Origin of the sequence: Actinoalloteichus hoggarensis (genome assembly GCF_002234535.1) — a bacterium.
GTDB classification, from domain to species: Bacteria; Actinomycetota; Actinomycetes; order Mycobacteriales; family Pseudonocardiaceae; genus Actinoalloteichus_A; species Actinoalloteichus_A hoggarensis.
The window spans coordinates 2952724-2976464 of record NZ_CP022521.1 but is presented as its reverse complement, the minus strand read 5'-3'; the positions used below and the strand labels follow the sequence as shown (position 1 = coordinate 2976464).

The 23741-nt window shown below is 70.5% G+C and carries 24 protein-coding genes and 1 pseudogene; 12 read left to right on the top strand and 13 right to left on the bottom strand.

Annotation, left to right across the window (positions count from 1 at the left end; genetic code table 11):
* Nucleotides 1–54: 54 nt before the first annotated feature.
* Entirely contained in the window at nt 55–921 is an 867-nt protein-coding gene (locus tag AHOG_RS13110; RefSeq protein WP_093941612.1) for a sugar phosphate isomerase/epimerase family protein, read from the top strand.
* Between the two features lie 344 nt (nt 922–1265).
* Here the strand turns inward: AHOG_RS13110 and AHOG_RS29355 are convergent, their stop codons facing one another.
* Nucleotides 1266–1667: a PPOX class F420-dependent oxidoreductase gene (locus AHOG_RS29355; RefSeq protein ID WP_211290642.1), complete on the bottom strand. Its 402-nt coding sequence runs from the start codon at nt 1665–1667 to the stop codon at nt 1266–1268.
* A 96-nt stretch (nt 1668–1763) separates the two neighbouring features.
* Nucleotides 1764–2678 (bottom strand): annotated as a pseudogene (locus AHOG_RS29350) (NAD(P)-dependent oxidoreductase); the annotation flags it as partial.
* Nucleotides 2679–2751: 73 nt separating this feature from the next.
* Between AHOG_RS29350 and AHOG_RS13095 the strand changes: the two are divergent.
* Entirely contained in the window at nt 2752–3156 is a 405-nt protein-coding gene (locus AHOG_RS13095) for a MerR family transcriptional regulator (RefSeq protein WP_093941610.1), read from the top strand.
* 483 nt (nt 3157–3639) lie between these two features.
* Here the strand turns inward: AHOG_RS13095 and AHOG_RS13090 are convergent, their stop codons facing one another.
* The 3 genes from AHOG_RS13090 to AHOG_RS13080 all read right to left on the bottom strand — a co-directional run bounded on the left by AHOG_RS13090 (nt 3640) and on the right by AHOG_RS13080 (nt 7672).
* Nucleotides 3640–4164 (bottom strand): avidin/streptavidin family protein, encoded by a 525-nt coding sequence (locus tag AHOG_RS13090; protein WP_093941609.1) that lies wholly within the window; start codon nt 4162–4164, stop codon nt 3640–3642.
* A 487-nt stretch (nt 4165–4651) separates the two neighbouring features.
* A complete protein-coding gene (locus tag AHOG_RS13085) occupies nt 4652–5599 on the bottom strand; it encodes a hypothetical protein (protein WP_093941608.1) in 948 nt (315 codons plus the stop codon).
* 192 nt (nt 5600–5791) lie between these two features.
* Nucleotides 5792–7672, bottom strand: coding sequence for a S9 family peptidase (locus AHOG_RS13080; RefSeq protein ID WP_093941607.1), 1881 nt, complete (start codon nt 7670–7672; stop codon nt 5792–5794).
* Nucleotides 7673–8098: 426 nt separating this feature from the next.
* Here AHOG_RS13080 and AHOG_RS13075 point away from each other — a divergent pair, with 426 nt between their 5' ends.
* A complete protein-coding gene (locus AHOG_RS13075; RefSeq protein ID WP_093941606.1) occupies nt 8099–8890 on the top strand; it encodes a helix-turn-helix domain-containing protein in 792 nt (263 codons plus the stop codon).
* A gap of 199 nt (nt 8891–9089) precedes the next feature.
* On the opposite strand, the gene AHOG_RS13070 is transcribed toward AHOG_RS13075, so the two are convergent.
* From AHOG_RS13070 to cas5c, 5 genes are read right to left on the bottom strand one after another with little or no spacing between them, the layout of a single operon-like run.
* Entirely contained in the window at nt 9090–11354 is a 2265-nt protein-coding gene (locus AHOG_RS13070; protein ID WP_093941605.1) for a CRISPR-associated endonuclease Cas3'', read from the bottom strand.
* Nucleotides 11355–11383: 29 nt separating this feature from the next.
* Nucleotides 11384–12298: a type I-C CRISPR-associated protein Cas7/Csd2 gene (gene cas7c / locus AHOG_RS13065; RefSeq protein WP_093941604.1), complete on the bottom strand. Its 915-nt coding sequence runs from the start codon at nt 12296–12298 to the stop codon at nt 11384–11386.
* Nucleotides 12295–13341: a type I-C CRISPR-associated protein Cas8c/Csd1 gene (locus AHOG_RS13060; protein ID WP_245856980.1), complete on the bottom strand. Its 1047-nt coding sequence runs from the start codon at nt 13339–13341 to the stop codon at nt 12295–12297. The genes cas7c and AHOG_RS13060 overlap by 4 nt, the downstream gene beginning before the upstream one ends.
* Entirely contained in the window at nt 13230–13802 is a 573-nt protein-coding gene (locus tag AHOG_RS29910; RefSeq protein ID WP_157736798.1) for a type I-C CRISPR-associated protein Cas8c/Csd1, read from the bottom strand. Before AHOG_RS29910 ends, AHOG_RS13060 begins: the two co-directional genes overlap by 112 nt.
* A complete protein-coding gene (gene cas5c / locus AHOG_RS13055) occupies nt 13802–14449 on the bottom strand; it encodes a type I-C CRISPR-associated protein Cas5c (RefSeq protein WP_245856979.1) in 648 nt (215 codons plus the stop codon). The genes AHOG_RS29910 and cas5c overlap by 1 nt, the downstream gene beginning before the upstream one ends.
* An 845-nt stretch (nt 14450–15294) precedes the next feature.
* On the opposite strand from cas5c, the gene AHOG_RS13050 reads away from it, so the two are divergent.
* The 8 genes from AHOG_RS13050 to AHOG_RS13015 all read left to right on the top strand — a co-directional run bounded on the left by AHOG_RS13050 (nt 15295) and on the right by AHOG_RS13015 (nt 21121).
* Nucleotides 15295–16521: a helix-turn-helix domain-containing protein gene (locus AHOG_RS13050; RefSeq protein ID WP_093941601.1), complete on the top strand. Its 1227-nt coding sequence runs from the start codon at nt 15295–15297 to the stop codon at nt 16519–16521.
* A 285-nt stretch (nt 16522–16806) separates the two neighbouring features.
* On the top strand, nt 16807–17142 hold the full coding sequence (locus AHOG_RS13045; protein ID WP_157736797.1) for a hypothetical protein: 336 nt from the start codon (nt 16807–16809) through the stop codon (nt 17140–17142).
* Nucleotides 17139–17444: a hypothetical protein gene (locus AHOG_RS13040; RefSeq protein ID WP_093941599.1), complete on the top strand. Its 306-nt coding sequence runs from the start codon at nt 17139–17141 to the stop codon at nt 17442–17444. Before AHOG_RS13045 ends, AHOG_RS13040 begins: the two co-directional genes overlap by 4 nt.
* Complete coding sequence (locus AHOG_RS13035; protein ID WP_169725852.1) at nt 17441–17680, top strand: hypothetical protein; 240 nt, start codon at nt 17441–17443, stop codon at nt 17678–17680. Before AHOG_RS13040 ends, AHOG_RS13035 begins: the two co-directional genes overlap by 4 nt.
* Complete coding sequence (locus AHOG_RS13030; protein ID WP_093941597.1) at nt 17677–18060, top strand: hypothetical protein; 384 nt, start codon at nt 17677–17679, stop codon at nt 18058–18060. Before AHOG_RS13035 ends, AHOG_RS13030 begins: the two co-directional genes overlap by 4 nt.
* Nucleotides 18061–18169: 109 nt before the next feature.
* Complete coding sequence (locus AHOG_RS13025; RefSeq protein WP_093941596.1) at nt 18170–19033, top strand: hypothetical protein; 864 nt, start codon at nt 18170–18172, stop codon at nt 19031–19033.
* A gap of 356 nt (nt 19034–19389) precedes the next feature.
* Nucleotides 19390–20187 carry an META domain-containing protein gene (locus AHOG_RS13020; RefSeq protein ID WP_169725851.1) on the top strand — a complete coding sequence of 266 codons (798 nt, stop codon included), beginning with the start codon at nt 19390–19392 and terminating at the stop codon, nt 20185–20187.
* 109 nt (nt 20188–20296) lie between these two features.
* Nucleotides 20297–21121: an META domain-containing protein gene (locus AHOG_RS13015; protein WP_157736795.1), complete on the top strand. Its 825-nt coding sequence runs from the start codon at nt 20297–20299 to the stop codon at nt 21119–21121.
* Between the two features lie 101 nt (nt 21122–21222).
* On the opposite strand, the gene AHOG_RS13010 is transcribed toward AHOG_RS13015, so the two are convergent.
* On the bottom strand, nt 21223–21579 hold the full coding sequence (locus AHOG_RS13010; protein WP_093941593.1) for a hypothetical protein: 357 nt from the start codon (nt 21577–21579) through the stop codon (nt 21223–21225).
* A 339-nt stretch (nt 21580–21918) separates the two neighbouring features.
* Here AHOG_RS13010 and AHOG_RS13000 point away from each other — a divergent pair, with 339 nt between their 5' ends.
* On the top strand, nt 21919–22476 hold the full coding sequence (locus AHOG_RS13000) for a CGNR zinc finger domain-containing protein (RefSeq protein WP_093941591.1): 558 nt from the start codon (nt 21919–21921) through the stop codon (nt 22474–22476).
* Nucleotides 22477–22546: 70 nt separating this feature from the next.
* On the opposite strand, the gene AHOG_RS12995 is transcribed toward AHOG_RS13000, so the two are convergent.
* Together AHOG_RS12995 and AHOG_RS12990 are read right to left on the bottom strand one after the other, a co-directional pair.
* Nucleotides 22547–23146 (bottom strand): hypothetical protein, encoded by a 600-nt coding sequence (locus tag AHOG_RS12995; RefSeq protein WP_157736794.1) that lies wholly within the window; start codon nt 23144–23146, stop codon nt 22547–22549.
* Nucleotides 23136–23705 (bottom strand): RNA polymerase sigma factor, encoded by a 570-nt coding sequence (locus AHOG_RS12990; RefSeq protein ID WP_245856724.1) that lies wholly within the window; start codon nt 23703–23705, stop codon nt 23136–23138. The genes AHOG_RS12995 and AHOG_RS12990 overlap by 11 nt, the downstream gene beginning before the upstream one ends.
* Between the last annotated feature and the right edge of the window lie 36 nt (nt 23706–23741).

Genomic DNA, 23741 nt, shown 5'->3' with positions numbered 1-23741 from the left:
CCGCGTTCACCCTCCCTGACCAGGCAGCGTCATTCCCGAGGAAGGCTTGAAGTGATGGGCATCGTTCAACCGGAGTCCCGCCGAGGATTCCTGCGGCTGGCAGGCGGCGCCGCCGTCGCGGTCGGCGCGTCAGGACTGATCACGGCCAACGCCGCCGCCACGCCGGGCGGGCACCGCCGGGTGCCGAGGGAGCACATCGGCATCCAGCTCTACACGGTGCGCGGCCTGATGGAGTCCGATCCGCAGGGCACCCTGAACCGGCTCGGCGAGATCGGCTACGCGACGGTGGGCGTGAGCGGGCTCTACGGCCACAGCCCGCAGGAGTTCCGCGCCATGCTGGACACGGCCGGGCTGCGGGCCGTGCTGACGCATCTGAGCCTGGACGCCATCCGAGGCGACTGGCAGCAGGCGCTGACCGACGCCCACGTCTTGGGCGTGCAGTCGGTCGTGGTGCCGTCGCTGCCGGGTGATCTGCAGAATCCGGCGGGTTACCGGCAGGTGGCGGCCGAGTTCAACGTGGCAGGCCACGCGGCGCGACGGGCCGGGCTGCGATTCCTCTATCACAACCACGGCTTCGACTTCGCCACCGTCGACGGCGAGGTGCTGTACGACATCCTGCTCCGGGAGACCGACCGCAGGCTGGTCAACTTCGAGCTGGACCTCTACTGGGCGGTGGACGGCGGCTACGACCCGGTGGACTACTTCCGCCGGTATCCGGGCCGGTTCCCGGTGTTCCACGTCAAGGACATGGCGCCTGACGGCTCCTTCGAGGACGTCGGACACGGCACGCTGGACTTCCCTCGGATGTTCGCCGAGCGGCGGTCGGGTGTGCGGGAGTACGTCGTCGAGCACGATGCGCCCGCCGATCCGCTGCACAGCGCGCTGCGCAGCTACGAGTATCTGTCGACGATGCGGTTCTGAGTCGGCGGGCGGAGGCCGTCCGCGCGGTCCGCTCCCGCGAGATCTCGACCCCGCCGGTCCTGGACTCGAGGTCCTGAACTGGGCTCTCGATCCGGGCGCGGTCCCGCGGACTCGGCCCGTGCAGGCCGATCAGTGCCGGGCCGGACCCCCTAGGGGCCCGGTCCGGCCGGCCGCATGGACCTTGCCGAGCCGGGCCGACGGGTCGGGGCGGCGGACGAGGCCGGAGCCCGGCACATCCGAGCCGACGGAGCCGACGGAGCCGACGGGAGCACCGCGAGCCGGCGACACGCCGAGATCGGCACAGGCGCCGCGTACCGGCGGACGTCGCCGCCGCGGCGAGACGGTCAGCTGATGTCGGCGCCGTAGACGTGGTCGACGGTCATCACCATGAGCACCCGTCGATCCGACACCATCACCGATCGGTACTCGTCCCAGTCGGGGTGCTCCCCCGCCGCCCGGCGGTAGTAGTCCACCAACGCCTCGACCTCCGGCCCGTGTGGATCGGTGCCCGGACCGGTGAGCGTCGCCGTGCCCTCGGCCGTGGCCCACGCCCAGCCGTCGGCGCTGGTGACCTCCAGAGTGGCGCGCGGATCACGGCGGAGGTTCACCGTCTTGGCCCGCCCCTCGGTCATCGAGACGTAGAGCACGCCGGCCTCGCGATCGTAGAAGGGTGTGACCGGGGAGAGCTGCGGGCGACCGTCGGACTTGATGGTCGCGAGGACGCCGAGACGGCTCTCCGCCAGCAGGGTGTGCGGGTCGAAGGCGGCCGGGCTCTGCTTCGAGGCGGAGTCGGCCGCGTCCGGGTCGGCCTGCGCCGCGTCCGGGGCCGCCCCCGTGGCCGAGGGCCTGCGGAACTGCTCGATCAGCGCGGCGTAGCCGTCCCCGCCTCGGCCGTCCGCCACGGCGCGATCGGCCAGGGCGGTGAGGAACCGCGGCAGGTCGACGTCGACTCCGACTGCCCGGCTCTCGTCGACGAGATGCGTCATGGCGGCCCGGTGAGTGTCGATGGTCGCGTCGTCGCCCGGGTACACGCCCTCCTCGATCTGCCTCGCATAGCCTGCCAGCCAGCCGGCGGCGGTCTCGAGGGTCGAGACGGCGAGCGGCTGGAAGGCGTCGGCGCCGACGCCTGCGGTGCCGAGCAGTGCGGTGCCGTGGAGGAAGCTGTCGAGCACGCTCCACATCAGACTGAGCAGCGCCACGTCGTGCAGGGCGGCCAGGCCGTGGTCCGCGCCGAGGTGGACGGTCTTCCCGCCGAGGACGCGCAGCGTCGACTCGTGCCGGTCGAACGACGCCCGCGGCCCGCTGTGGAGGATGACGGTGTCGGGGCCGCCGACGGCCTGCGGATAGGCCATGATCGCGCCGTCGAGGTAGGCCAGGCCGTGCCGCCCCGCCCACTGCGCGGTCTGGCGTGCCTGCGCCGAGGAGCCCGACGTCAGGTTGACCAGGACTCGGCCGTCGAGAAGCTCGCCGAGCGGATCGAGGATCTCCCGTACCGCGGCGTAGTCCGCGACGCAGACGACCACGAGCGGGGCGGCGGCAACCGCCTCGGCCGCCGAGGCGGCGAGGGTCGCCCCGCCTGCGACGAGCCGATCGGCCTTCGCCGCCGTGCGGTTCCAGACGGTCGTGGGATGCCCGGCGCGAAGGAAGGCCTCCGCGAGGGCCGCGCCCATCAGGCCGAGGCCGAGCACCGCCACCGGAGCCTGCCGGGCGTCGCGGTCACGGGCGATGTGCTGTTCCGAGGATGCATCGGGGGTCATGGCACGATCATGAACCTTCACATCGGTATGAAGGTCAAGAACGCGGCCCGTACGACACGCGAAAGGAGTCACCGTGCTGATCGGCGAGCTGAGCAGGCGAACCGGCGTCCACACCCATCAACTGCGGTACTACGAGTCGCAGGGCCTCCTGCGTCCCGGTCGAGGCGCGGGCGGCTATCGCCAGTACACCGAGGACGCCGTCCTGGCCGTGCGGCAGATCCGGCAGCTGCTGGCGGCCGGACTGTCGACGCAGGAGATCGGCTTCCTTCAGCCGTGCGTGACGGGCACGGCGCCCGACCTGGAGGCCTGTCCGGAGATCCTGGCCATACTGCGGGCCCGACTGAACGGTCTGGACACGCGGATCGAGACGCTCGCCCGTTCGCGCGAGGCGCTGCGGAAGCACATCGAGGTCACCGAGCGGCGGATGTCCGACGGGCGTCGAGAGTGCGAGCCGGGAACGCTCGGCCCGGTAGGCTGATCCGTGACGGCGAACGGGCGACCCGGGAACGGTCCCGCGGGCCGACGACGGCAAGGGCTCTCCGGACGAGCGTGGGCTCCCGGATGCCGGCACGCTCGCCGATGACGCCGGGCGGGCACGAGTCCGAGCCGGTCGGGTCGCAGGCCTGACGGTGCGCCGCGTGCGGTGTAGCGCCCCGTCGAGCCGGCTGTGGCCGAACCAGCGCGATCTTCGGCGACGGCGTCGGACCAGGGCGGGCCGCCGCCGACTACGGCGACCCGCCCGGTCCTCGCGCCGCCCGCGGCGATACGAGACCACCACGGCAGACGGGAATCGTCGACGACCGTCGTTCACTCGTCGCCGCGCACCAGAATCATCGAAGAATCCCCGGCGGCACCCGTCCGCCCGTTTTCCACCCACCCGATGTCGGCCATTTACGGAATTGTTTCACGAATTCACCGTAGAAACGGGCACGGACATCGGAGAGTCGAGATTCGCCAGACGTCAGCCCGTCGGGGACGTCACTCCGGACTCGCGCGCCCGCTCGATGTCCGCGGGCGACGGCTCGACTCGGCTGAACTCGTCGTGGCCGAGCCGGGCGGAGGTCCACTCGTCCGCGGGCGTGGTCGACGAGGTCAGAATCCACTGGGTGTTGATCCGCTCCTCGGTCCCGTCGAAGTACTGACCGCTCCAGGTGGCCACGGAGTGCGCGTTGCGGAAGGAGTTCTCGTAGGCGACCACCCAGCCCAGCGGAATGCCCTGTCCGGTGGGGGAATCGGTGTCGTAGCGCCCGGTCAGGACGTAGGTGTTCTCCGCGTTGCCGACCGCGGACTCGTAGGTGCCGGTGAGCGACCCGTCCGTACCGGCGGTGATGACCATGATGGAGCCGAGCTGGTTGTACCAGGTGCCGGTGATGCCGACCGTGCTCGGCGACTCCGCCGCGACCGGAGCCTCGGCCGCTCCCGCGGTGCCCGCGAACAGGGTGAGCATGGCGACGAAGGCGACGGCGAGCGTCCTTCTTCCAGACATGGAGATCTCCTTGATCGAATGAGAGCGAACAGACCGGCAGGCTTCGCGATCGACCCCAGAGCGTCACGAGAAGAAGCCCGCCGAGCGAGAGCCTGCGAAGTCGACTTGATTCGACTTCCCGCCTCGGCGCCACCGACTCTAATCGACCAATAGAACCCGAACATGCACCGTTCGAGTGGTAATAGGACGGTAATACCGGAATGGATGATGATTTCGCACGCATCTACTCGCCGCGTTTGACACCGATCGGGCGACCCGGCCGGGTCCGATGTCCGACCGATCACCATCCGATCAACGGTCGGTCCGGGCGCAGGACGGTGCCCGGTGTCTCTCCGCACACCGAGCGGTCGCGATCACGCCGCCCCGCCGCCCACCGACCGGCGAGCCGATCCCGCGCGGCACCGCGGGCCCACCGAGCGCCGCCGTGTCGATGCGCTGCCGCCGATGCGCCGCCGTCGCCCCGTCCCGCGCGGGTACGGCGGCCCGCTCATCCAGGACCCGAGAAGGACCACTCGTCCCCGTAGACGTGGTGGATGCCGCCCCGATAGTGGAACATCTCCTTGGCCGCCACCCCGTCCACACCCGGCTTGCCGGGCGACCAGGCATTGGACTCGATCGGCTTCCCGTCGGCGGTCCCGTCCGCGCCGATGAGGACCGTCTCTCCCCGGGTGGAGCCGTAGTCGACGGTCAGCTCGAGCCGCCACAGGTAACGGTGCTCCGAGGTCAGGGTGGAGACCTCCAGATCGACCGCCTCGCCCTGCTCCAGGGATACCGACCGGACGTCGAGCCAGGGACGCGCCTGATCCCCACTGCCGTCTTCGACGTACCGCAACGCGCCGCTGGGATCGTCCAGGTCCACGAAGACGTCCTCGACGGCGCCGACACCCTGCGGAATCTCATGCAGCACGGTCCCGTCCAGCGGGGCCGACCGCTCGACGACCACCGCCCTCGCGGCGACGACGCGAACCGGCTCCCGCCGGTTGCCCACGAGCGTGACGTGGAAACTGCTCCGTGTCTTGTAGACGTCGCCGACCGCGACCAGCTCGGAGTCGCTGAGCACCGCGCCCCATGAGCCGAACTCGCGCACGCGATCGTCCTGGACCCTGTCATAGGTCCGTGCCAGCGTCGCGCGATCGAGCACGTCCGGGAACACCCAGGTCTGCGGGGAGACGCCGACAGGACGCACCCGTGCGGTCACGGCGGGCTCGGCGGCCAGTCTCGCGTCCTCGACCCGTTCGGCGCCCTGCTGGGCACGTGCCTCCAGCTCGCCCGCCTGATTCAGGCTGATGGTCGCGCCCAGCCACACGCCGCCGACGGTGAGCACCGTCGGGATCAGGGCGACGCTCGCCCAGGTCCACCATCGACGCCACTCGGGTTTCGCGGGAGCCTCGCGCCGACGACGGGCCGCCCTGCGTCGCCTGGCTCCGCGTCCCATGCCCGACCTCCTCACACCCCCCGAGCATAGCGCGCAGAGTCACGGTCCAGGCACGGTTCGTGTTGTCGGATATGGTCTCGGCCGCGTCGCCGCGACCGCGCCCGAGGTGTGCGTGGCGCACTCGACGGTCGCACCACGACGCGCACGTCGAAGCAGCCGCGCCTACGCCGGGACGGCGTCCGCCGCGGCGAGTCAGGACTCCTCGGCCTGCCGGCCGCCCAGGTGCCGGGCCAGGAAGCGTTCGGCGGCGCGTTGCAGGTCGATCAGGTCGTGCACGTCGGGGGAGACGCGCTCGACGTACTCCGTGACCTGGTACTCGACGTCGACGCCGCGGGCACGCAGCGTCGAGACGACGTCGTCCGACTCGGCGCGAGCCCCGCCCGCGGTGCGCACCAGGAACAGGGGCGTGCGGATCTGATCCAGCCTGCTGATCGGCGAGCGGGACAGCATGTCGGCCTCCTGCGCGGGTTCCTCGGGATCGCCCACGAACAGGTGCCAGTTGTTGGCCAGGAAGGGCCGCACGGCCTCGGACAGCCGCCGCATGAAGGACGTCAGATCGGCGATCCCGACGTAGTCGACGGCGGCGGCGAAGAAGTTCGGGGTGAAGGCGGCGCCGACCAACGCCGCGTAGCCGCCGTAGCCGCCGCCGAAGATCCCGATCCGCCTGGGATCGGCGTAACCCTCGCGCACCGCCCAGGCCGCGGCGTCGATGAGATCGTCGTGCATCCGGCCCGCGAACTCGCCGATGGCAGCCTTGACGAAGGTCTTGCCGTACCCGGTCGAGCCCCGGTAGTTCACCTGAAGCACCGCGTACCCGCGATTGGCCCACTGCTGGACGACCGGGTGGTAGCCCCAGGCGTCGCGGAGCCACGGGCCGCCGTGCACCACCAGGACCAAGGGCAGCCCCACCGGCTCCACGCCGACGGGCAGCGTCAGGTAGGAGGGCAGCGCGACGTCGTCGCGCGCGGTGATCGTCACCGGCGTCATCGGCGCCAGGTCCTCGGGCTCCAGCCGCGGATACGAGCGGGACAGCAGGCGGCTCTCCCCCGTGACGTGGTCGTAGAGGAAGGTGGCCCCCGGGTCACGGTCGTGGGTGAAGGACACCACCCACCGTCGTTCGCCCACGTCGGAGGACACCGCGGCCAGGTCGCCGTCCGAGAGCCCTTGCAGATTCGCCAGTACCTCCGCGAAGTGCGGGTCCAGCGCGTGGATCACCTGCCGCTCACCCAGATATCGGGCTCCGAGCAGCTCCCCCGTGCCCCGGCGGAGAATCAGCGGCGATGGGACCGAGGACGCCACGGCGGACCGGGTGTCCAGGTCGAACGCGGGGTGGCTGTCGACCTCGGTCTCCGTACCGGTGGCCAGGTCGAGCCGAGCCAGCCGTGTCCGGTCGCTCCCCCGGTTCGACCCGATCCACAGCCCTGTGCCGTCCGGGGTCGGCTGCGTGGGAGAGATCGCCGTCGGATGGTCGGCGCCGTCGAACAGCGCGACGGGCGTCAGCGATCTCGTGGCGCCGTCCCATCGCGACAGTTCGATGTCGCCGTCCTCGGTCAGCGAACAGGCGAACACCGCGCCGTCGCGGCCGCCCACCCAGCCTCCGACGTCACCGGGGCTCCGCGCCACGAGGGTGAGGTCGCCGGAGGCGATGTCGAGTTCGTGGAGGTCCAGCAGGTCGGGCCGCCGCGTGCTCAACGTCAGAAGCGCCCTGCCCGGTCGACCGAGGGGCAGGTCGACCTGGGCGACGACGGTGCCGGGAAACGGCGTGAGATCCACGACCGGGGCCACCGGGTTCAGCAGGTCGACCCGATACAGGTGTCCCGTCCCGACACCTCCTCGGGTGTAGAGCAGCCACCGGGAGTCGTCGCTCCAGTGATACTCCCGCACGCCGAGCGCGTCCTCCGCGGAAACCCTGCGGGCGACCTCATCGACGACGTCGACGGGCCGCACCCACAGGTTCAGCCGGTCCCGCCATGGCGCGAGGAAGGCGATCGTGGCACCGTCCGGCGAGATCGACGCTCCGCCCGCGGGTGGTGTGAAGAACTCCTCCACCGGGATGAACCTCGGCAACGCCATGTCGATCCTCTCGCATGCTGGGCGGTCTCGGTGGTCGGGCGGTCTTGGTGTTCAAGCGACCTCGCGGGGTTCGGCGGTCCCGTGACCGCCGCTCGCCCGCCGCCCGGGCGGTGCGCCGTATGCCGGTGAGCTCCGTCCGCCGACCGCACATGACGAGACGCGCACGTCGTTCGTCGTTCGTCGTTCGTCGTTCGTCGTTCGTCGTTCGTCGTTCGTCGAGGAGAACTCGTGCCGTTACGGCACACTCAAGGCCGACGACAGTGATCCGCGTCACGACGCCCGGTCGAGTACGTCGGTGCGGGACCGCCGCCCGGCCGGCTCGACGCACGAGCATGAGCGAACAGTCTCGTAACGGTATGGTCTCCACACATCGTCCGCACTCGGCGAGGCGTGCCGAATGATCAGTCGCACGAAGAATGGACAGTCGTGGCGTGGAGCACCCGTCAGCTCGCCGAACTCGCCGGGACGAGCCTGCGGGCGGTGCGGCACTATCACGCCGTCGGCCTGTTGACGGAGCCGGAACGAAGCTCCAACGGCTACAAGCGCTACGGCGTCGCGCATCTCGTGCGCCTGCTGCGCATCAAGCGGCTGGCGGAACTGGGATTCTCCCTGACCCAGATCGCCGACATGGGCGACGCCGACGAGCATCCCGAGCAGGAACTGCGAGCGCTGGACGCCGAACTGGCCCGGACGATCGAACGTCTCCAGGCGGTGCGCACCGAACTGGCCGTCACCCTGGAGCAGTCAGCCCCGACCGACCTGCCGACCGAGATGGGCCTGTCCGCCGACGACGTCAAGTTCAGCGCGGCCGACCGTTCCTTCCTCGTCGTGCTCTCCAGGGTGCTCAGCCCCGCGTCGCTCGACGTCTACGCGGAGATGGTGAAGACCTCCCAGGAACACCCCACCGAGGCCGAGCTCACGAACCTGCCCGACGACGCCGACGAACAGACCCGACACGAGCTCGCCAAGCGGCTGGCCGCGCATGTCAGCGACCTGGAGAAGGCCTTTCCCCGTTTTCTGGAGGCCGCCCAGGACACCAGGCTGGGCACGCGGGCCGCGGCGGAGACGATCGGCGTGGCGATCACGGACCTGTACAACTCGGCACAGATCGACGTCATGCGGCGACTCAACACACTGCTGGTCGCCGGGCGGGCGGCGAAGGCCGAGCCGGACACCGACGACGCCGAACCGGACTCGGACGACGGGGCGGGCGCGTAGGCCGTGCGGGGGTCGGCAGCCGGCGCTCGGAGCCCGCGCAGCGGTCGATCCATCGGCTGCGGCGGGGCGTTCGAAGGCCGGCTCTGCGATCCGACCGTGATATCGCGTGTTCCCGCCGTTCACGGCTCCGGACGGGCGGGACTCGGCGGCGGACTCGGCGGCGGACTCGGCCGACCTTAGCGCCGCACGCGTCGGCACCTCATGTCCGCACCACGGCCCGGCCCTCGGCCGGCGAGTCAGCCGGTGCGACGTCGACTCCCGTCTGGAGGTCGTAGCCGCCGGTCCATTCGTAGAGGACGTCCTCGATGACCGGGACGAGACGGCGCCGCACCTCCGGCCGCTCCATGGTCTGGTCGTTGAACGAGACGACATACGGCTGCAAGGTTCGGAGAGCCTCGCGCTGCTGTGACGGCCTGGTCGCCGGATCGCGGAGCGCCGCGAGCTGCTCCGAGCAGTCCGCCGTCCCGTCCTCGCCGCGATAAGCACTGATCACGACCGCCATGCCGTCCTTATCGATCATTCGGAAGCGGTGCGGCCCGTCGGCGACGTCACGAAAACTGCCCCGTCGGCGATTCTCGGTGATGTGGTGCCAGTCCTGCCAGTTCAGCTTGTTCCGTGGGTGCCCGTCCGAGTTGAGACCGAGCCTCGCGTAGACGTCCTCGAAGTACGTCCTCACCGCGTCGAGGTCATCCGGTGCCGCACGACCCGGCCCGAAGCGGCTCTTCGCCACCTCGGCTGCCGTTCGGTAATAGCCGCCCGGCAGTCCGCCGCCCACCGGGTCGAAGATGATCACGACCCCGTCGCCGCGCCTGCCCTCACGGTCACACCGCCCGGCGCTCTGCAGGTGGGCCTCCGCGGTGGCCCGCGCCCGATAGACCGCCGGAAAGTCGACGTCGACGCCTGCCTCGATGAGCTGGGTGGTCACCACGAGCAGCTTCTCGTCGTCACCGAGGATCTTCCCGGCGAGATCGAGCATCGCCATGACGTGCAGGTCGCACATGTTCCGAGATATGTGCAGCACCCGGTGTCCCTCGGCCGCCCGCAGGCAGGCGTCGTGGAGGGCACGGGCATCGTCGCGCGTGTTCACGATCAACAGAGCCTGTCGCCGAGTCGCCGCGTCACGCGCGACCTCGTCCCATGTCGGCTTCGGGTCCGTCCAGAAGCGATAACGCACGCTGCGCGCCCGATCGAGGCGTTCCTTCGGCACGGTGACGATGTCCTCCACGCCTCGCTTCTCGCCTTCGACGCACAGATTCTCCCAGACCGGCAGGCTGTCGAAGGTGGGCTGGGTGGCGGAGCAGAGCAGCACCGTGCAGCCGAAGTGCTCGACGAGGACCCGTAGCGCGTCGAGGATCGGGACCAGCATCTCGGCGGGCAGGGCCTGCACCTCGTCGAGGACGATCACCGAGCCGGCGATGCGATGAAGTTTCCGCATCGGGCCGGGCCGGCGGGAGAACAGCGACTGGAAGAGTTGCACCGTGGTGGTGACGATGAAGGGCGCGTCCCAGTTCTCGGCGGCCAGCTTCATCCTGGATTCCGAGAGATCGACGGCCGAGTGGTCTTCCAGCACCGTGTCGGCACCGAGGTGGTGCCTGAGCACCTCGGCGTTCTGCCGGGTGATGGTGATGAACGGGACCGCCATGATGACGCGGCGGAGACGATGCTCGCGGGCGTGGTGCAGGGCGAAGCCGGTGGAGGCGAGCGTCTTGCCCGTTCCGGTTCCGGTGGCGAGTCGGTAGATGCCCCTCGGCCTGACGGCCGCCTGTACCGCCTGATCGTGGATCTCGCCGCGCAGCAGGTTGAGTGCCGAGACGGGCGATGCCGACTCGGAGCGGACCCGGTCGAAGCGTTCGAGAAGAGAGACCGGGTCAAGCGGCTCGCCGAGCCGGACCTCGGTGGCCGCCATGAAGGCCCCGGTGTCGAGGTAGTCGGCGTCGACGAGAGCGGAGTAGAGCAGCCGCAGCCCGATATCGCACACCGACCGGTCGGCCTCCCAGGCTGCGGGCAGGAGCGTCGGCCCGGTCAGCATGGCCTCGGCGCGCGGGACCTCCCGCAGGAAGGCCCGGCCCGCCTCCGCGAAGCGGGCCGCCGACTCCGGATCGGTGGGCAGGTCCGCCAACTCGCCGACGGTGGTGAGTCCCTTGTGGTGTCCCAACACCGTGAGGGCGGCCGGTCCCGCGACGCGCCGAAGCAGGTGCGCCCCCACATCGGCGTGGGGAATGCCGATGTGACCGCGTCGCCCGTTCTGCCTGCCGACGACCAGTAGTCGACGTTGCCACGAGTACAGGCACTTGCCCGCGTCGTGGCAGAGACCGAGTACCTCTCCGAGGTCGGCGGCGTTCAACGGTTCGGCGAAGGACCTGGCGAGCCGGGCAGTGCCTTCGGCATGATCGCCGCAGCGGTGCCAGTGTTCGACAGGCGTAAGCGGCCTGCTGTGGGCGTACATCGTGCGTTGCGCGTCCACTCGCCAGGTTCCTCGTTTCTTCCTTCGATTCAGGCCAGCTGGGCGACGGTGACGCCTGCGGGCAGAGCAGCGTCGTCAAGCTCCAGCTTGTAGTGCTCGGCGAACGACCGGGCGGGCTCGTCGGGGCGAGTCCGGTGGATCGTGACGCGCTCGATCAGCGTGTGCGCGGGTACCGCGCCGTAAGCGTCGGGGTGGGAGAAGACGTAGAGGCCACGGGTGGCCATCTCGCCACGAGCGGCCGAGCCGGTGTGATCCCACATCATCAGGAGTGCCCGATAGAACAGTTCCAGGTCCTCACGGGTGACCCCCGCCTTGGTTCCTCGGACGCCGGAGTAGTGCAGCCGAGCGGTGTACAGGCCGTAGGGCACGGTCCACTTGTTGCCCATCTCCCCGTGGCCGGTGTCCTCAGCACGGGTCTTGGCGACCCGCGTGATCGCGTGCTGCTCCGGGGCGATGGGGTCGACCGAGCGGGCGAAGGTGACCTGCATCGGGCCGCGCATCCTGCCCAGTGACTGGGTGTTGCCGGTGCTCAGGACACCGCCGAACATGCGCAGGTCGTAGTAGCGGTGTCGCAGCCAGGCACGCGCCTCGTCGGACTGGGTAGCCTCGATCCGCTTGCGGGTCTTCTTCGCCCCGGTTCCCTCCGGCTTCTCCAAGGGGATGCCGTTGGCGGTGTAGGACTCCTCCAGCCGGGGGTTGAGCGCCTCCCCCGCCTCCACGAAGACGCGGTATCGGTCGAGGTCGGCCGACGCCGCAGCCGCCAGCAGCGGAACGGTGTCGCGGATCTTCCGCTTGATCGCCGCGTCGGTCATCAGGCCCTGATTGGTCTGCAGGTCCTGCCGAGGCTGATTGGCGGCGTCCGGATCGCCGTTGGGGTTCCCGTCCAGCACGTCGAAGATCAGGAGCATGTCGTGGCGGACGGCGGGGTCGGTGTGATCAGTCATCGCTGTTCTCCGAGGTCGTCGGTGTCGGGGTCGTCGGTGTCGGGGTCGTCGGTGTCGGGGTCGTCGGTGTCGGGGTCGTCGGTGTCGGGGTCGTCGGCCCCTGAGTCGTGGGGTCCTGAGTCGTGGGAGTCCCGATCACGGGAATCCGAATCAGGACCTTCGGGGCCGTGGTCGCCCCTGGCCGCGCGAGCCGCCCTGGCGATCTCCTGCTGTTCGAAGAGCCGATGCCGCTGGTGACCCAGGCCCAGCACGAGCAAAACCTGTTCGGCCGGACTTAGCGGTCGCGTCAGGGTCTCGTCGACGATCAGCGTCTGCATCGCGGCCAGCTCTCGTCGCAGTGCCGCCGCCGCCGCAGGCCTCCTTCGTTCCAGTCTGGGCAGCCATGCGCTCTCCGCCAGATGCAGACCGTCACGGAGCACCAGTCCGGGGCGGGTCCGCGCGCCGCCGAGCATGCGGGCAGCGAACGTCCGATTGATCCTGCTCTCGGAGGATCGGTGCTGCACGGAGTCGAGCAGTGCCAACAGGCGTCCCAGCACGTAGGCGGCGGGCTGGTCGGGTGCGTCCAGCGTCAACACGGGCTGTCCCCTTCTGGAGAGTTGCAGGAGTGCGAGGCGAGGTCCGTCGATGCGGTGATCACGCCAGACGCGGTGCAGCACCCGCCCCGTGACCTTTCCCGGAATCGAACGTCCGGTCAGTGCGGCGTGCAGGAGCACGTCCTGGAGATCCTTGAGTCGGTCGTCGGCCTTGGATCCCATCGGGACATAGCCGATTTCGGTATGGCGACCACAGGACACCGCGAGGCGCCACAGGGAGAAGACTCGACCGTTGACCCGGTGATCAGCCATCCAGGATCGAACATTGCGGAGCAGGTCCGACAGCGAGATGTCGATCCAATCGCGCACGATGAGTCGCGAGACGTTGGCGCCCAGAGTCACCGCGCGGAACTTGGCCGTGGCGATCGGTCGATTCCGCGCCATTCCCTTCTCAGCGCTTCTGAGCACCTCGCCGACGTCTTCGGGATCACCGCTGCCCTCCTCCAGCAGGGTGCCCACGATCGCACCACGTAATGCGCGCCGTCACCATCCAGCGGCTGGTCGACGATGAGACCCGATCGATAGAACGCGGCCACGGCATGGGGAACCGGGTCGTGGTCCGGGTCGATCTGAGCCGTCCACTCGTCTATGAGCTGCCGGAATGCCTGCTGTCGGCGTGGGGTGTGGGGGTTGGGGACCCGCTCCCTCGTCTTACGGTCGACTCGCTGCCAGCCGAGGACGTACTCCGCGAGGTCCGTGCCGAGCGCGGCGGCCACCCCGCTGGTGCGGTCCGGGTCAGGGATCAGCAGCGGGACTCCCAGCCTGCCCTTCAGACCATGCAGCGGAGTGAGCCCGAGAACAGAGCCGGCACCGTCGAGATCGAGCTGCCAGTGCACCGATCGCTCGACGTAATTGCGGGGGCCGTCACCGACGCGGTCAGTACCCTGATGGGCGAAGTGGTGCAGCAACATCAGCCCGCCGCCTCTACAGCCGCCGATGCCGAACTCGGTGGGGTCAGCGCCTTCTCCGGGACGCGGAGCACGCCGCCACGCAGGCTGGCGCGGAACCAGTTCCAGTGTCGGAACTCCTCGCCCTCGTACACCGCCGAATGCGGCATCAGTCCCATGTCGAGATCGAGCGTCTCCTGTACCGGGGTCTCGTCGACCGCGCTGAAGTCGGCCACGAACTCACGGGAGCCGAGATAGGGCTGGCTGAAGCACGCGCCGCGCCGCAGCCGTCGGAAGAACTGATCGCGATAGGCGGGCATGGTCTTGTCCGCTCCGTCGAGGACCTGTATCCAGCCGCGAATCCGGTAGCCCACGTCGCGCAGGCACAGCGACATGCGCTGTGTGCGAGAGTCCGGTGCGGCCGTGTCCAGGGTTCGCCCCGCCAACGCGCTGTGGACCGGCGGCATCCGGGAGGTCTCGTTCCGCCTGATCGCGAACTGCACGATCGGCGTGAGCACCTCGATGCGGTCCACTTCGTATCGCATGCCCGGGTGCCAGTAGATCGACTCCAGGACACCCACCGCGGCGGTCGGCGTCATACAGGGGTACGTCACCCGCTCCGTCTTGAACTCCGGCCGCGTGAACAGCGCGGCCTCTCCCCACACCTGCATGGCCACCCGCCCACGCGAAGACATCGCGTGCTGCGCCGTCATGCACCACCGCCCTTCCCGTCCGTACCGCACCTGGGTAACTACTTTTCGCGGATCTGATTCACTTTTCATCTAAACCTCAACGCCGCGACTCACGACCGGCCAGCACGACCAGGGGGGATACAACGGCCCAGGCCACGATGACCAGGCGACCGTAGAAACGGGCACCGACAGAAACGGCGGCGAAAGCGGTCACACATCGACGAGATCACTCGTTTAAGTGATCTATCCCCGCGATCGTTCGCTTCCTGCTATGGGACAGCGATCAGCCACAGAGATGCCGCCGGCCGGGATGACACCACGTGGAGAGAGTTGCCCCCACGCCAGCCGATCTGAATAGCCCCGACACAGACGCAGAATGGTCGTACGTGCTGCCGACGCAGAAACGCCCACCTCCTCGCCGGATCTCGATTCGAGTCGACTCCGGAAGAAGATCAACGCTTCGAGGCGCCGCTCTCCAGCCTGCCCACACGCACTGCCACGCCCCAAAGCGACCCGTCGACTCCACCAGGGCACCGTCGTTCCATACGTCGCGACAGCTCGGTGAATCCACACCGAGGCGAGGCGCTTCGTACGAGCGAGTCGTCAACGATCAGCCCACCGGGACTACCCGCAACGAAGTAGCCGAGGGACACGACGACTTGGACAGCCGGAACCGTCTGTCGGGGCCGAGGCCGTCCCTTCCGGCTGGGGGTGGAGATCACACGATGACACAACGTGATCCATCCTGCCTAGACTTCGCCTGAAGGCATAGAACGGCAGCGCGAGGCTGCGGCTTCGCCGAGACGAAGTGGACGTGATCCCCCATGCCTGTGAACACTGCGGACCATCGTCGTGAAGTCGGGAACCGGTTGCGCAGACTTCGCGAGCGCAGTGGCAAGTCTCGTGCCGTGTTGGCAGGGCTGGTCGGGAAGTCCGAAGACTGGCTGAAGAAGATCGAGCGTGGTGAGCGCGGCCTGCCGTTGGGCATGGCGGCACAGGTGGCACGGGAACTGGGCGTGCGTGATCTCTCGGCGTTGTATGGCGGCGATCTCTCCGCTCCCGTGCGGATCGCAGAACGACCGGCACACCCGGCTGCGGAGATGGTCGGCCTGGCCCTGACCGAGTACACGGTCGACACCGCCGAGGCGGCGCCCTCGGTTGCCCACTACACCGCTGCGGTGGAACGGGCGTGGCGCGATTGGCACGACTCTCCTCATCAGCGAACCTATGCGGCCGGCGAGCTTCCCCGGCTGATCCGCGTCGGGCGTGCGGCGGTCCGGGAGTCCGAGGGTGTCGCACGAAGCCAGGCGCGTCGCTCGCTCGCGGACGCATATCATCTGTGTCAGGCGTACCTCGCCTGGCAGGAGAACAGCAGGCACTGGTATTGGCTGTCCGTCGATCGAGGACAGCAGACAGGCGAGGACGCGGACGATCCTGCCGCACAGGCCACCGCGCTGCTGTACTCCGCGTTCGCGCTGCGGGTCACCGACCGAGCAGAACAGGCCATGGACCTGTTGGACTCGGCGACCCGAGTACTCGACCCCCGGCTCGCCGACGGCGACGACGAGACTCGCGCGTTGTGGGGCGCGGTGCAGCTCGCTCGTGCCTCGACCACGGCTCGCCAACTCAAGGATCCGTCCGCCTGGGTGCACTGGGAACGAGCGGCCACCGTCGTCGACACCTTGTCAGCAGACTACGGACACCACCGGCACGGGTTCAGCCGCCAGCACGTCGAGCTGCACAAGACCTGGATCGCCCAGTCCCTGGGCGATGCCACGGAGGCGTTGCGGCACGCTGACGATCTCGACGTCGACACGATCCCCTCCCGCAGTTGGCAGGCCTCGCATCTGGTGAACGTCTCGCGTGCCCTGCATCAGCAGCGCGACAGCGGAGCACTGATCCCCCTGCTTCAAGCCGAGCGATACTCCCCCGAGGCGTTGCGCTTCAGCGTCACAGCACGGGACGTCGTCATCACCCTCGCCTCCACCGGCCGGTCCACGGTCCGTTCCGAGGCGGCTCGGCTCGCCGAACGACTCGCGATCATGATGTAGGGACAGGGTGTCCGGGGGGACGTTCTGTCCCCTCCGGCCCGCTATCGCGCCCCTAACGTCTCCGGCGATCACCGGAGGTGTTGATATGAACACAGATAGTCAAGGACGAGTCGTCCTCGAGAGGCGTGAGAGCAAGTACGGCGATGGAGGTCTCCGTCGATGGAGGCCACCCGTGGCGCGGTGCGAACGGACGGCTTCGGCAGTTCTGGACGAAACAGTCCCCATCATCACGACCGCGCCGTCGGCGGGATCGTGCCGAACACGGGATTCCCGGTCGGTGGCGTCGTGAATCTCTCCGACGACCCTCTGTTCATGGCGCTGGTCCTGCTCTGTGTGGGGCTGCCCGCCGTCGAACTCGCCTGGCGAGGGTGGCGGCGATCTCACCCGGCTCGGCGATCACCGTCCCGGCGGGAATGGGCACGGTTGCGGGCAGCGGACGCACGCACCGTGGCCGCCCGTGAGGAAGCCGACGAGCGGACCACTGCACGGCGCGCCGCCGTGCGCAGGCGCCTCGGCGTCGTCGCTGTTCAATGTCGGGCGAACACGGTGGCGGCGGAACGTCGGCACCGCGCCGACCCGGACGACGGCTGGGTACGCGCCTTCTCGGGGAGGCTCGCATGACGTCGACCGCGCTCTCCCCGACACCGGCGCTCTTCCGCGGTTCGGGTCCGGGAGGACGAGACGACATCGCAGGCGGGCACGCCGACGCCGCCGAGGCCGTGGCCGCCGAGCAGACGAACCGCAGCTCGGCGGCCGCTCCCGCGGACCCGCGTTGGGCCGGGCGGTTCCGGCGGATGGAGCATCGTCGGGACGACGAGTACCGGTCGGTGACCGTCGCCGTCTGCGGGGCGGCGCTCGTGTCGGTGGGCGAGTGGGTGCGGCTGCCGCGCTGCTCGACGTGCTTCCCGGCGGCGCGGCGATGAACGGACTGGCGTGGTTCGTGCGATCGGTGCGCTCAGGTGACACACACCTGGCCTCGGCACGGTGGAACGGATCCGCCCCCATCCGCCCGGTGTGCGCACCGGAGATCGAGTTCCGGGCGATGAATCGGCGTCCGCTGCTGGTCTGCTTCTACGACGAGCAGCGGTGTCCGCTGTGCCTCCCGCACGTCCTCGATCGACCGACCGCGCCGCCGAGGACGCGGGCGGCGGTGCGGTGACCGCGAACCCGCCGGACTGGTTCACCCAGGACACGCTGCCGCAGGCGGGCCTGTGTCTGGACCGACACCTGATTCCCGGCACGCGCCCGGCCGACGGGACGTCGGTGATCGCCGCCTGCGGGATCGCGATGGTCGTGCGGCCCGCTCCCGAATGCGATGTGGACGGCGATCTCCGGCTGGTCGGGGTTCGGCCGTGCTGGTACTGCGTCGACCGGGCCGCGGGCCGCCGCCCGACGGGGCCGAGACGACCCGCCGCCGAGGACGGCCTGCCGCCGTCGCGCCGCATCGCGGGCGGCGACGTCGTGCCCGTAACGACGACGGGCGCGCCGAGCGGCCTCGGGCGGCGCCTCCCCGGCGACGCTGAACGCACCGACTTCTGATTCGACACCGCCCGGAGACCGACGGCACCGCCGGTGGTCCGTGCGACGACCGTGCCCCCCGTCCGGCCCACCCGACCACGACGCCGACGAACAAGGAGAGACCTCGTCCATGCCCGACGACACCACCCCCACACCGACCTCGGCCTTCTCACACCGCACCGCCTTCGTCCCGGCCGACGACCGCATCGCCGACCGGCGTCCGGACTCGACAGCCGAGACCCGGTCGTCGCCGCCCGCAGGCGGGGACGCCGATGCAGGCCGCGGGCCCGCCGCAGGCCCGGCGAGCGAGGTACACGGCGACCCGCCGCCGTCTGGCGTCGATGCTCACGCCCGCCGAGCGACCCGATCGGGGACCGGCGGTTCCGGGCGTCTGCGCCTGCAGGCGGCGCCCCGGATTCACCCGTCCGTTCCCACCCGGCTTCCCGCGCAGGCACCGGCGCCGGTGTCGACGACGTCGGCTCCGGTCACCGGCGGCTCCCCCGGCTCGGCGCCGTCGGGTCGGGGCGCTGCAGGCGGCGAGCCCGTAACGCCTGCGGGCGCCACGCCGGGCCACACCGACTCCGCCGAGCCGTGGCTGGTGTGGGAGGCGTTGCTGGCCGCCGTCCAGCGGTGGACGGTGCAGCCCGCCGAGGCGCTCCGGCACGCGCACGGCATCACCGTCTACGACTACCGACTGCTTCGGCTGCACGCGCGTGCCTCACACCCGATGCGCAAGGCCATCGCGAACACCGCGCTGGACCTCCCGCCGCGCGGTCTGGATCACAGCGTCGCCCGTCTCGTCGAGCGCGGCTATGTGACGGTGCAGGGCGTTCGCGCCGCCCGGCGGCTCGCTCTGACCCCGGCGGGCGGCGCGTTCCTCATCGAGGTCGTGGAGACGCTGCGCGCGGTCACGGCCCCCAGTCTCACGGGCACCGCGCTGCGACCCTCGGAACGGGCCGCGCTGGTCGCGCTGTTGGGCAGACTGCGCAACTGATCAACGCCGCGTTCTTCACCACCGTCACGGGCGACCAACCGAGGGCCGCCGCATCGGAAGCCGATCCGATCGCCGCGTCGCGCCCGGTGGTGATGCGGGGAGGACTCGACGAGGGCGGTGTGACCCTGGTCGGCCAGTGCGACTCGCATCCGCCGTCGTGGCGGACGTGCGGGGCCGCCTGCCCGGCGTCACAGGATCAGCGCCGAGGACGAGGCGGACACCGCCACGCCCGCCACCTCGCGTGCCGGGTGCGACGGTCTTCGGTCTCGGTTCGGCGGCGGCCTGTCTCGCCGTGCAACCTGCCGTCCTCACGCTCTCGTCCAACCGATCAGGGGAGATCGCGACAGGGAGTGACCATGCGTGATCGGGGAGTCGTCGCCGCCGTCTGCGGCGCGCTGCTGGTGCTCGGCGGCTGCGGGCACGGCGAACCCACCGCCGCAGGGGTGACGAGTGCGGAGATCGACGGCTGGCAGCTCGTGGGGGGCGAGACCGCCGACGGTCCGTTGACACCCGACGAGCGGTATCCGGTGACGCTCGACTTCGAGGACGGCGGGATCGCACGGGGCACGGCGGCCTGCGACGACTACGGAATGTCGGTGCGCTGGAACGGGGCTCGCGTCAGCTTCGACCACCCGTCACAGACGCGGACGGGTTGTGTGGACGCCGGGATGACGGCGATCGAAGGCCGCTTCCTCGCCGCCTTGGCCGCCGTGGACGAGGCCGTCGAACGATCCGCCGAGACTCCGGTGTTGAGCGGCCGCGACGTCGAGCCGCGCTTCGCCGCGCCGCCCCGAGTCCGGGTGGACCAGCTGGTCGACCGGACCTGGCGGCCGGCGTCGCCGATCGACGAGCACGGCACCGAGACCGCGGCCGTGGGCGATCCGCTCGAACTGCGCCTGGACGAGCAGACCCTGCGGGCGGACCTCGGCTGCCGCGAGCTCGACGCCGCCTGGCTCGCCAGGACCGGCGCGGTCGTCTTCACCAGGTCGGACACGGGAGGCGCGGACCTCGCCTGCGACGACGTTCCCACCGAGCAGGAACAGCGCGTCGGCGCCGTCGTGGGCGACGGCTGCCGCGCGGCGGTGGACGACGACCGGCTGAACCTCACGTCGACGCTCGGCGGCGAGCGGCTGTCCTGTCGAGGCGCGGGGTGACGGGCGCTCCCGTGCGCAGGCGGGAGAACGGTGCGGCGCTCGCCCTACCGGGTGAGTCGGCGAGTCAACGAGGTCGATCGACGGCGAGACGACGGTGGAGGAAGACACGATGCGACAGCGACAGCGGGACGTGATGGCGACGACGGCATGCGCGGTGGTGCTCATGCTGGGGGCCTGTGGTCAGCCGGGCGCCGAGGCAGGCGACGCCGCGGTGCCGGCCCGGCCGGATCTGACGGGTTCCTGGGAGCTCGCGGGCGGCGTGATGCCCGAGGGAACACTCGAGGAGATCGAGACTCGGCCCGCGACGGTGGAGTTCTACGGCGACGGACTGATCCGGGGCACCGCCGCGTGCAACGACTACGGCGGCGAGGTGAATCCGCCGAGCGCGGCGACGCTGCTGACCCTCGGCGGCATCAACCAGAAGGACTGCACGGCACAGGGGTCGACGCACGTGATGGAGCTGGAGCGCCGCTTCGTCGACGCGCTCGCGGCGGTCGAGCGTGCGGATCGGGACGGGTTCGAGCTGATCTTGTTCGGGCCCGGCACCGAACTGCGCCTCCGCGCGCTCCCGCCCGCACCGGTGGACGACGTCGTGGACCGCACGTGGTCGTTGGAGTCGATCACGGGCACGACGGGCACGGTGCGGGACCCGGTGGCGGCCACGGAGGTGCGGTTCGACGCCGACCGCACGGTCTGGGCCGTCGAGGCGGGGTGTCATCGGATGACCGGCGTCTGGGAGGAGCGGACGGGCGGAATCCGCGTACACGGTTCGGCACTGACCCCGGAGGCCGCCGAGTGCTCCGAGGAGCTTCGGGAACAGGGGCATCCGCTCACCACCTGGCTCGGTGAGGTCTTCCGCGCCGAGATCGACGGGGACCGCCTCGTCCTGTCCTTCCCGGACGGCCGCACGCTGGTCCTGCGCACGAGCGCGTAGCCCGCCGAACTCCGGTTCCCGGCCGCCGCAGGACCCGCCCCGGCGTCGCGCGGCGGCCGACGGGAACCTCGTACGAGTCGGGCGTCCGCGACGCGACGGTCTCAGCCGCCTGCCGCGTCGCCGTAGTCCGCCGCCTCGACCCGAGCGTCGTCGTGACCATCGCCGAGACCGAGCAACATCACGCCGGGCAGGCGACGTCGCCTGCGGGCGTGGGTGCCCGCCGGGGCGGTGTGCGCCGCCCCGACACCGGGCGGCGGTGGGACGAGCAGCAGCGCCGCGACGGACTCGGTCACCGGGGAGAAGTCGCCGTCCCACAACACGGGCACCAGCCCGGCAGGCATCGGGCCCTCGTCGACGACGACGCCCCAGCGCGGCGGGCTGTCCCGCGAGACGACGCGGGCGTCCAACGGGAAGAAGCCGCTCGGCACCGCTCGCGGCTGTCCGGACGGCTGACTCACGGCTCCAGGCTACTCGTGCCGCCCGACCCCGCCCGGCGGCCTCCGGCCACGCCGGCACCGTTCGTCGCCGAAGGCTGCCTGCAAGGCGGTCCGTCACCGGAGACCGCGCGATCGGGGACGGCGGCCGGCTCCCACCATCCCGCGACGGCCGTGGCGAGCAGCGTCGCCGAGCGTACGACCAGCCATCGACCGCACGAGCAGCGCAGGTAGCGCAGCACGCCCTCCGACGTGTGATGGGAGGAGGCCGCGACGAGATTCGTCCGCCCGCAGGACGGGCAACGGCGCGGGACGGATCGGCTCCGGTCGACACTCATGCGCACAGCGTGGTGTCATGGTTCAGTGCATTTCAACCCTTACGGCGGGCGGGCGGCCGAGATGGCGGCGGCGCTGGTGAACCTCGGCCCCGACGCGACGCCCGACGACCTGCACGCCCTGTTGGCGGCACACGACTACCTGCCCCGACAGCGGCCGACGCCACGACAGACCGGCCTGCTGCTCGACTGGGCGGCTCGGCTGCGCCCGTTGTTCGACGAGGTCGACCTGGATCGACAGGTCGACCTCGTCAACGAGCTGCTCGCCGAGTCGGCGGCCCGGCCTTATGTCTCGCGGCACCATGGGCGCGCGCCGCACCTGCATGTCGCCGACGAACGCCGCCCGCTGGAGGAGCGCCTCCGCGCTTACACCGCCGCAGGACTGGCGACGGCGCTCTGTCAGGACGCGACACGTCTCGGCTCGTGCGCGCGGGACGGCTGCGCAGTCGTGTTCGTGGACGGCTCGCGCAACGGTCGGCGGCGATTCTGCTCGACGCGGTGCGCCAATCGCGTGTACGTCGCCGACCACCGCCGGCGCCGGGCCGCGGAGGAGGACCGCACGAGGAGCCCCGCCGAGTCCGTATGACGCGCCGACACGATCTCCTGCGGTCGTCCGACCCTGCCCGTGTCCGCCAGTCTCCTTCCGAGACTCCGACTCAGCCGAATCCCGTCGGAGCGGGTGGCGCGGTCACCACGAGTCCGGCGTCATCGACCCCGCCGGCGGAGATCGTTCGGCCCGGCCCGTCCTCCCTGGTGATCACCGAGCCGTCGTTCTCGAAGGAGGAATCGATCCCGGCGGACGGAGACGCGCCCGTCTCCTCGCGATCGATTTGCGGCGGTTCCGGCTCGGAGTCCGACGGGTCCGCGTCAGGGAGGCCCGCCCGGTACGTGGGCGGCTCCGGCCGGTCCGGCGGACTCACGTCCGGAAGCACGGGCGACGTCTCGGCGTCGGCGTCGCCTTCCGGCGGCGTCACGTCGTCCGACGGCCGTTCCCGAGGGCTGTTCTCCCCCGACGAGGGAGCAGGGCCCGCCGGAATCGACGGGGGCGCGTCGTCGGTGCCGCCCGGCAGGACGACGGCGGTAAGGATGATCACCGCCGCCGTGAGCCCGCCGCTGACCAGCATCCCCGCCGTCCGTCGCACTCGGCGGCGCCGGTGCGCGAGCGTCATGATCCCGTCGGCGTACAGCCCCGTCGGCGGCGGCTCCTGCCGCGCGAGACGGGCGAAGTCCGCCCGAAGATCCTCCTCAGGCACCATCGTCTTCTCCATCCGCCGATGACGATGCCGCGACGCGCTCGGCGAACTGCTCACCCAGCCGTGCCCGCAAGGTCGCCAGGCCCTTGAACGTCTGGCTCTTCACCGTGCCCGCCGTGCATCCCAGTGCCGCCGCCGCCTCGTTGATGCCGAGATCGTGCCAGTAGCGCAGGACGAGCACCGCCCGTTGCCGAGCGGGCAGGGTCGCCAGCGCGTCCAGCAGCACGATCCGATCGTCGCCGGGCGCGGCCGCGGCGGGACGCTCCGGTGTCGAGTCGGTCAGCCATTCCAGCCTGCGCCACAGTCTGCGGTGCTCCGACACGAACGTGCGCACGACGACCTGCCGAAGGTAGCCGCCGAGGTGCTCACGGCTGGTCAGCCGAGGCCACGCGAGGTAGACCTTCAGGAAGGCGGTCTGCGTCAGATCCTCGGCCCGATGCCAGTCGCCGCACAGCAGTCGCGCGGTGAACCGAACACTCCCGACATGTTCGTCGAAACAGCGACGGAACGTCTCGTCGTCCGCGGACGCCGGCCGGGCCGCTCGTAGGCGCGAAGCGCTCACCTCGAAGTCGTCTCCTGTTCCACGGGTCGCCTGCGG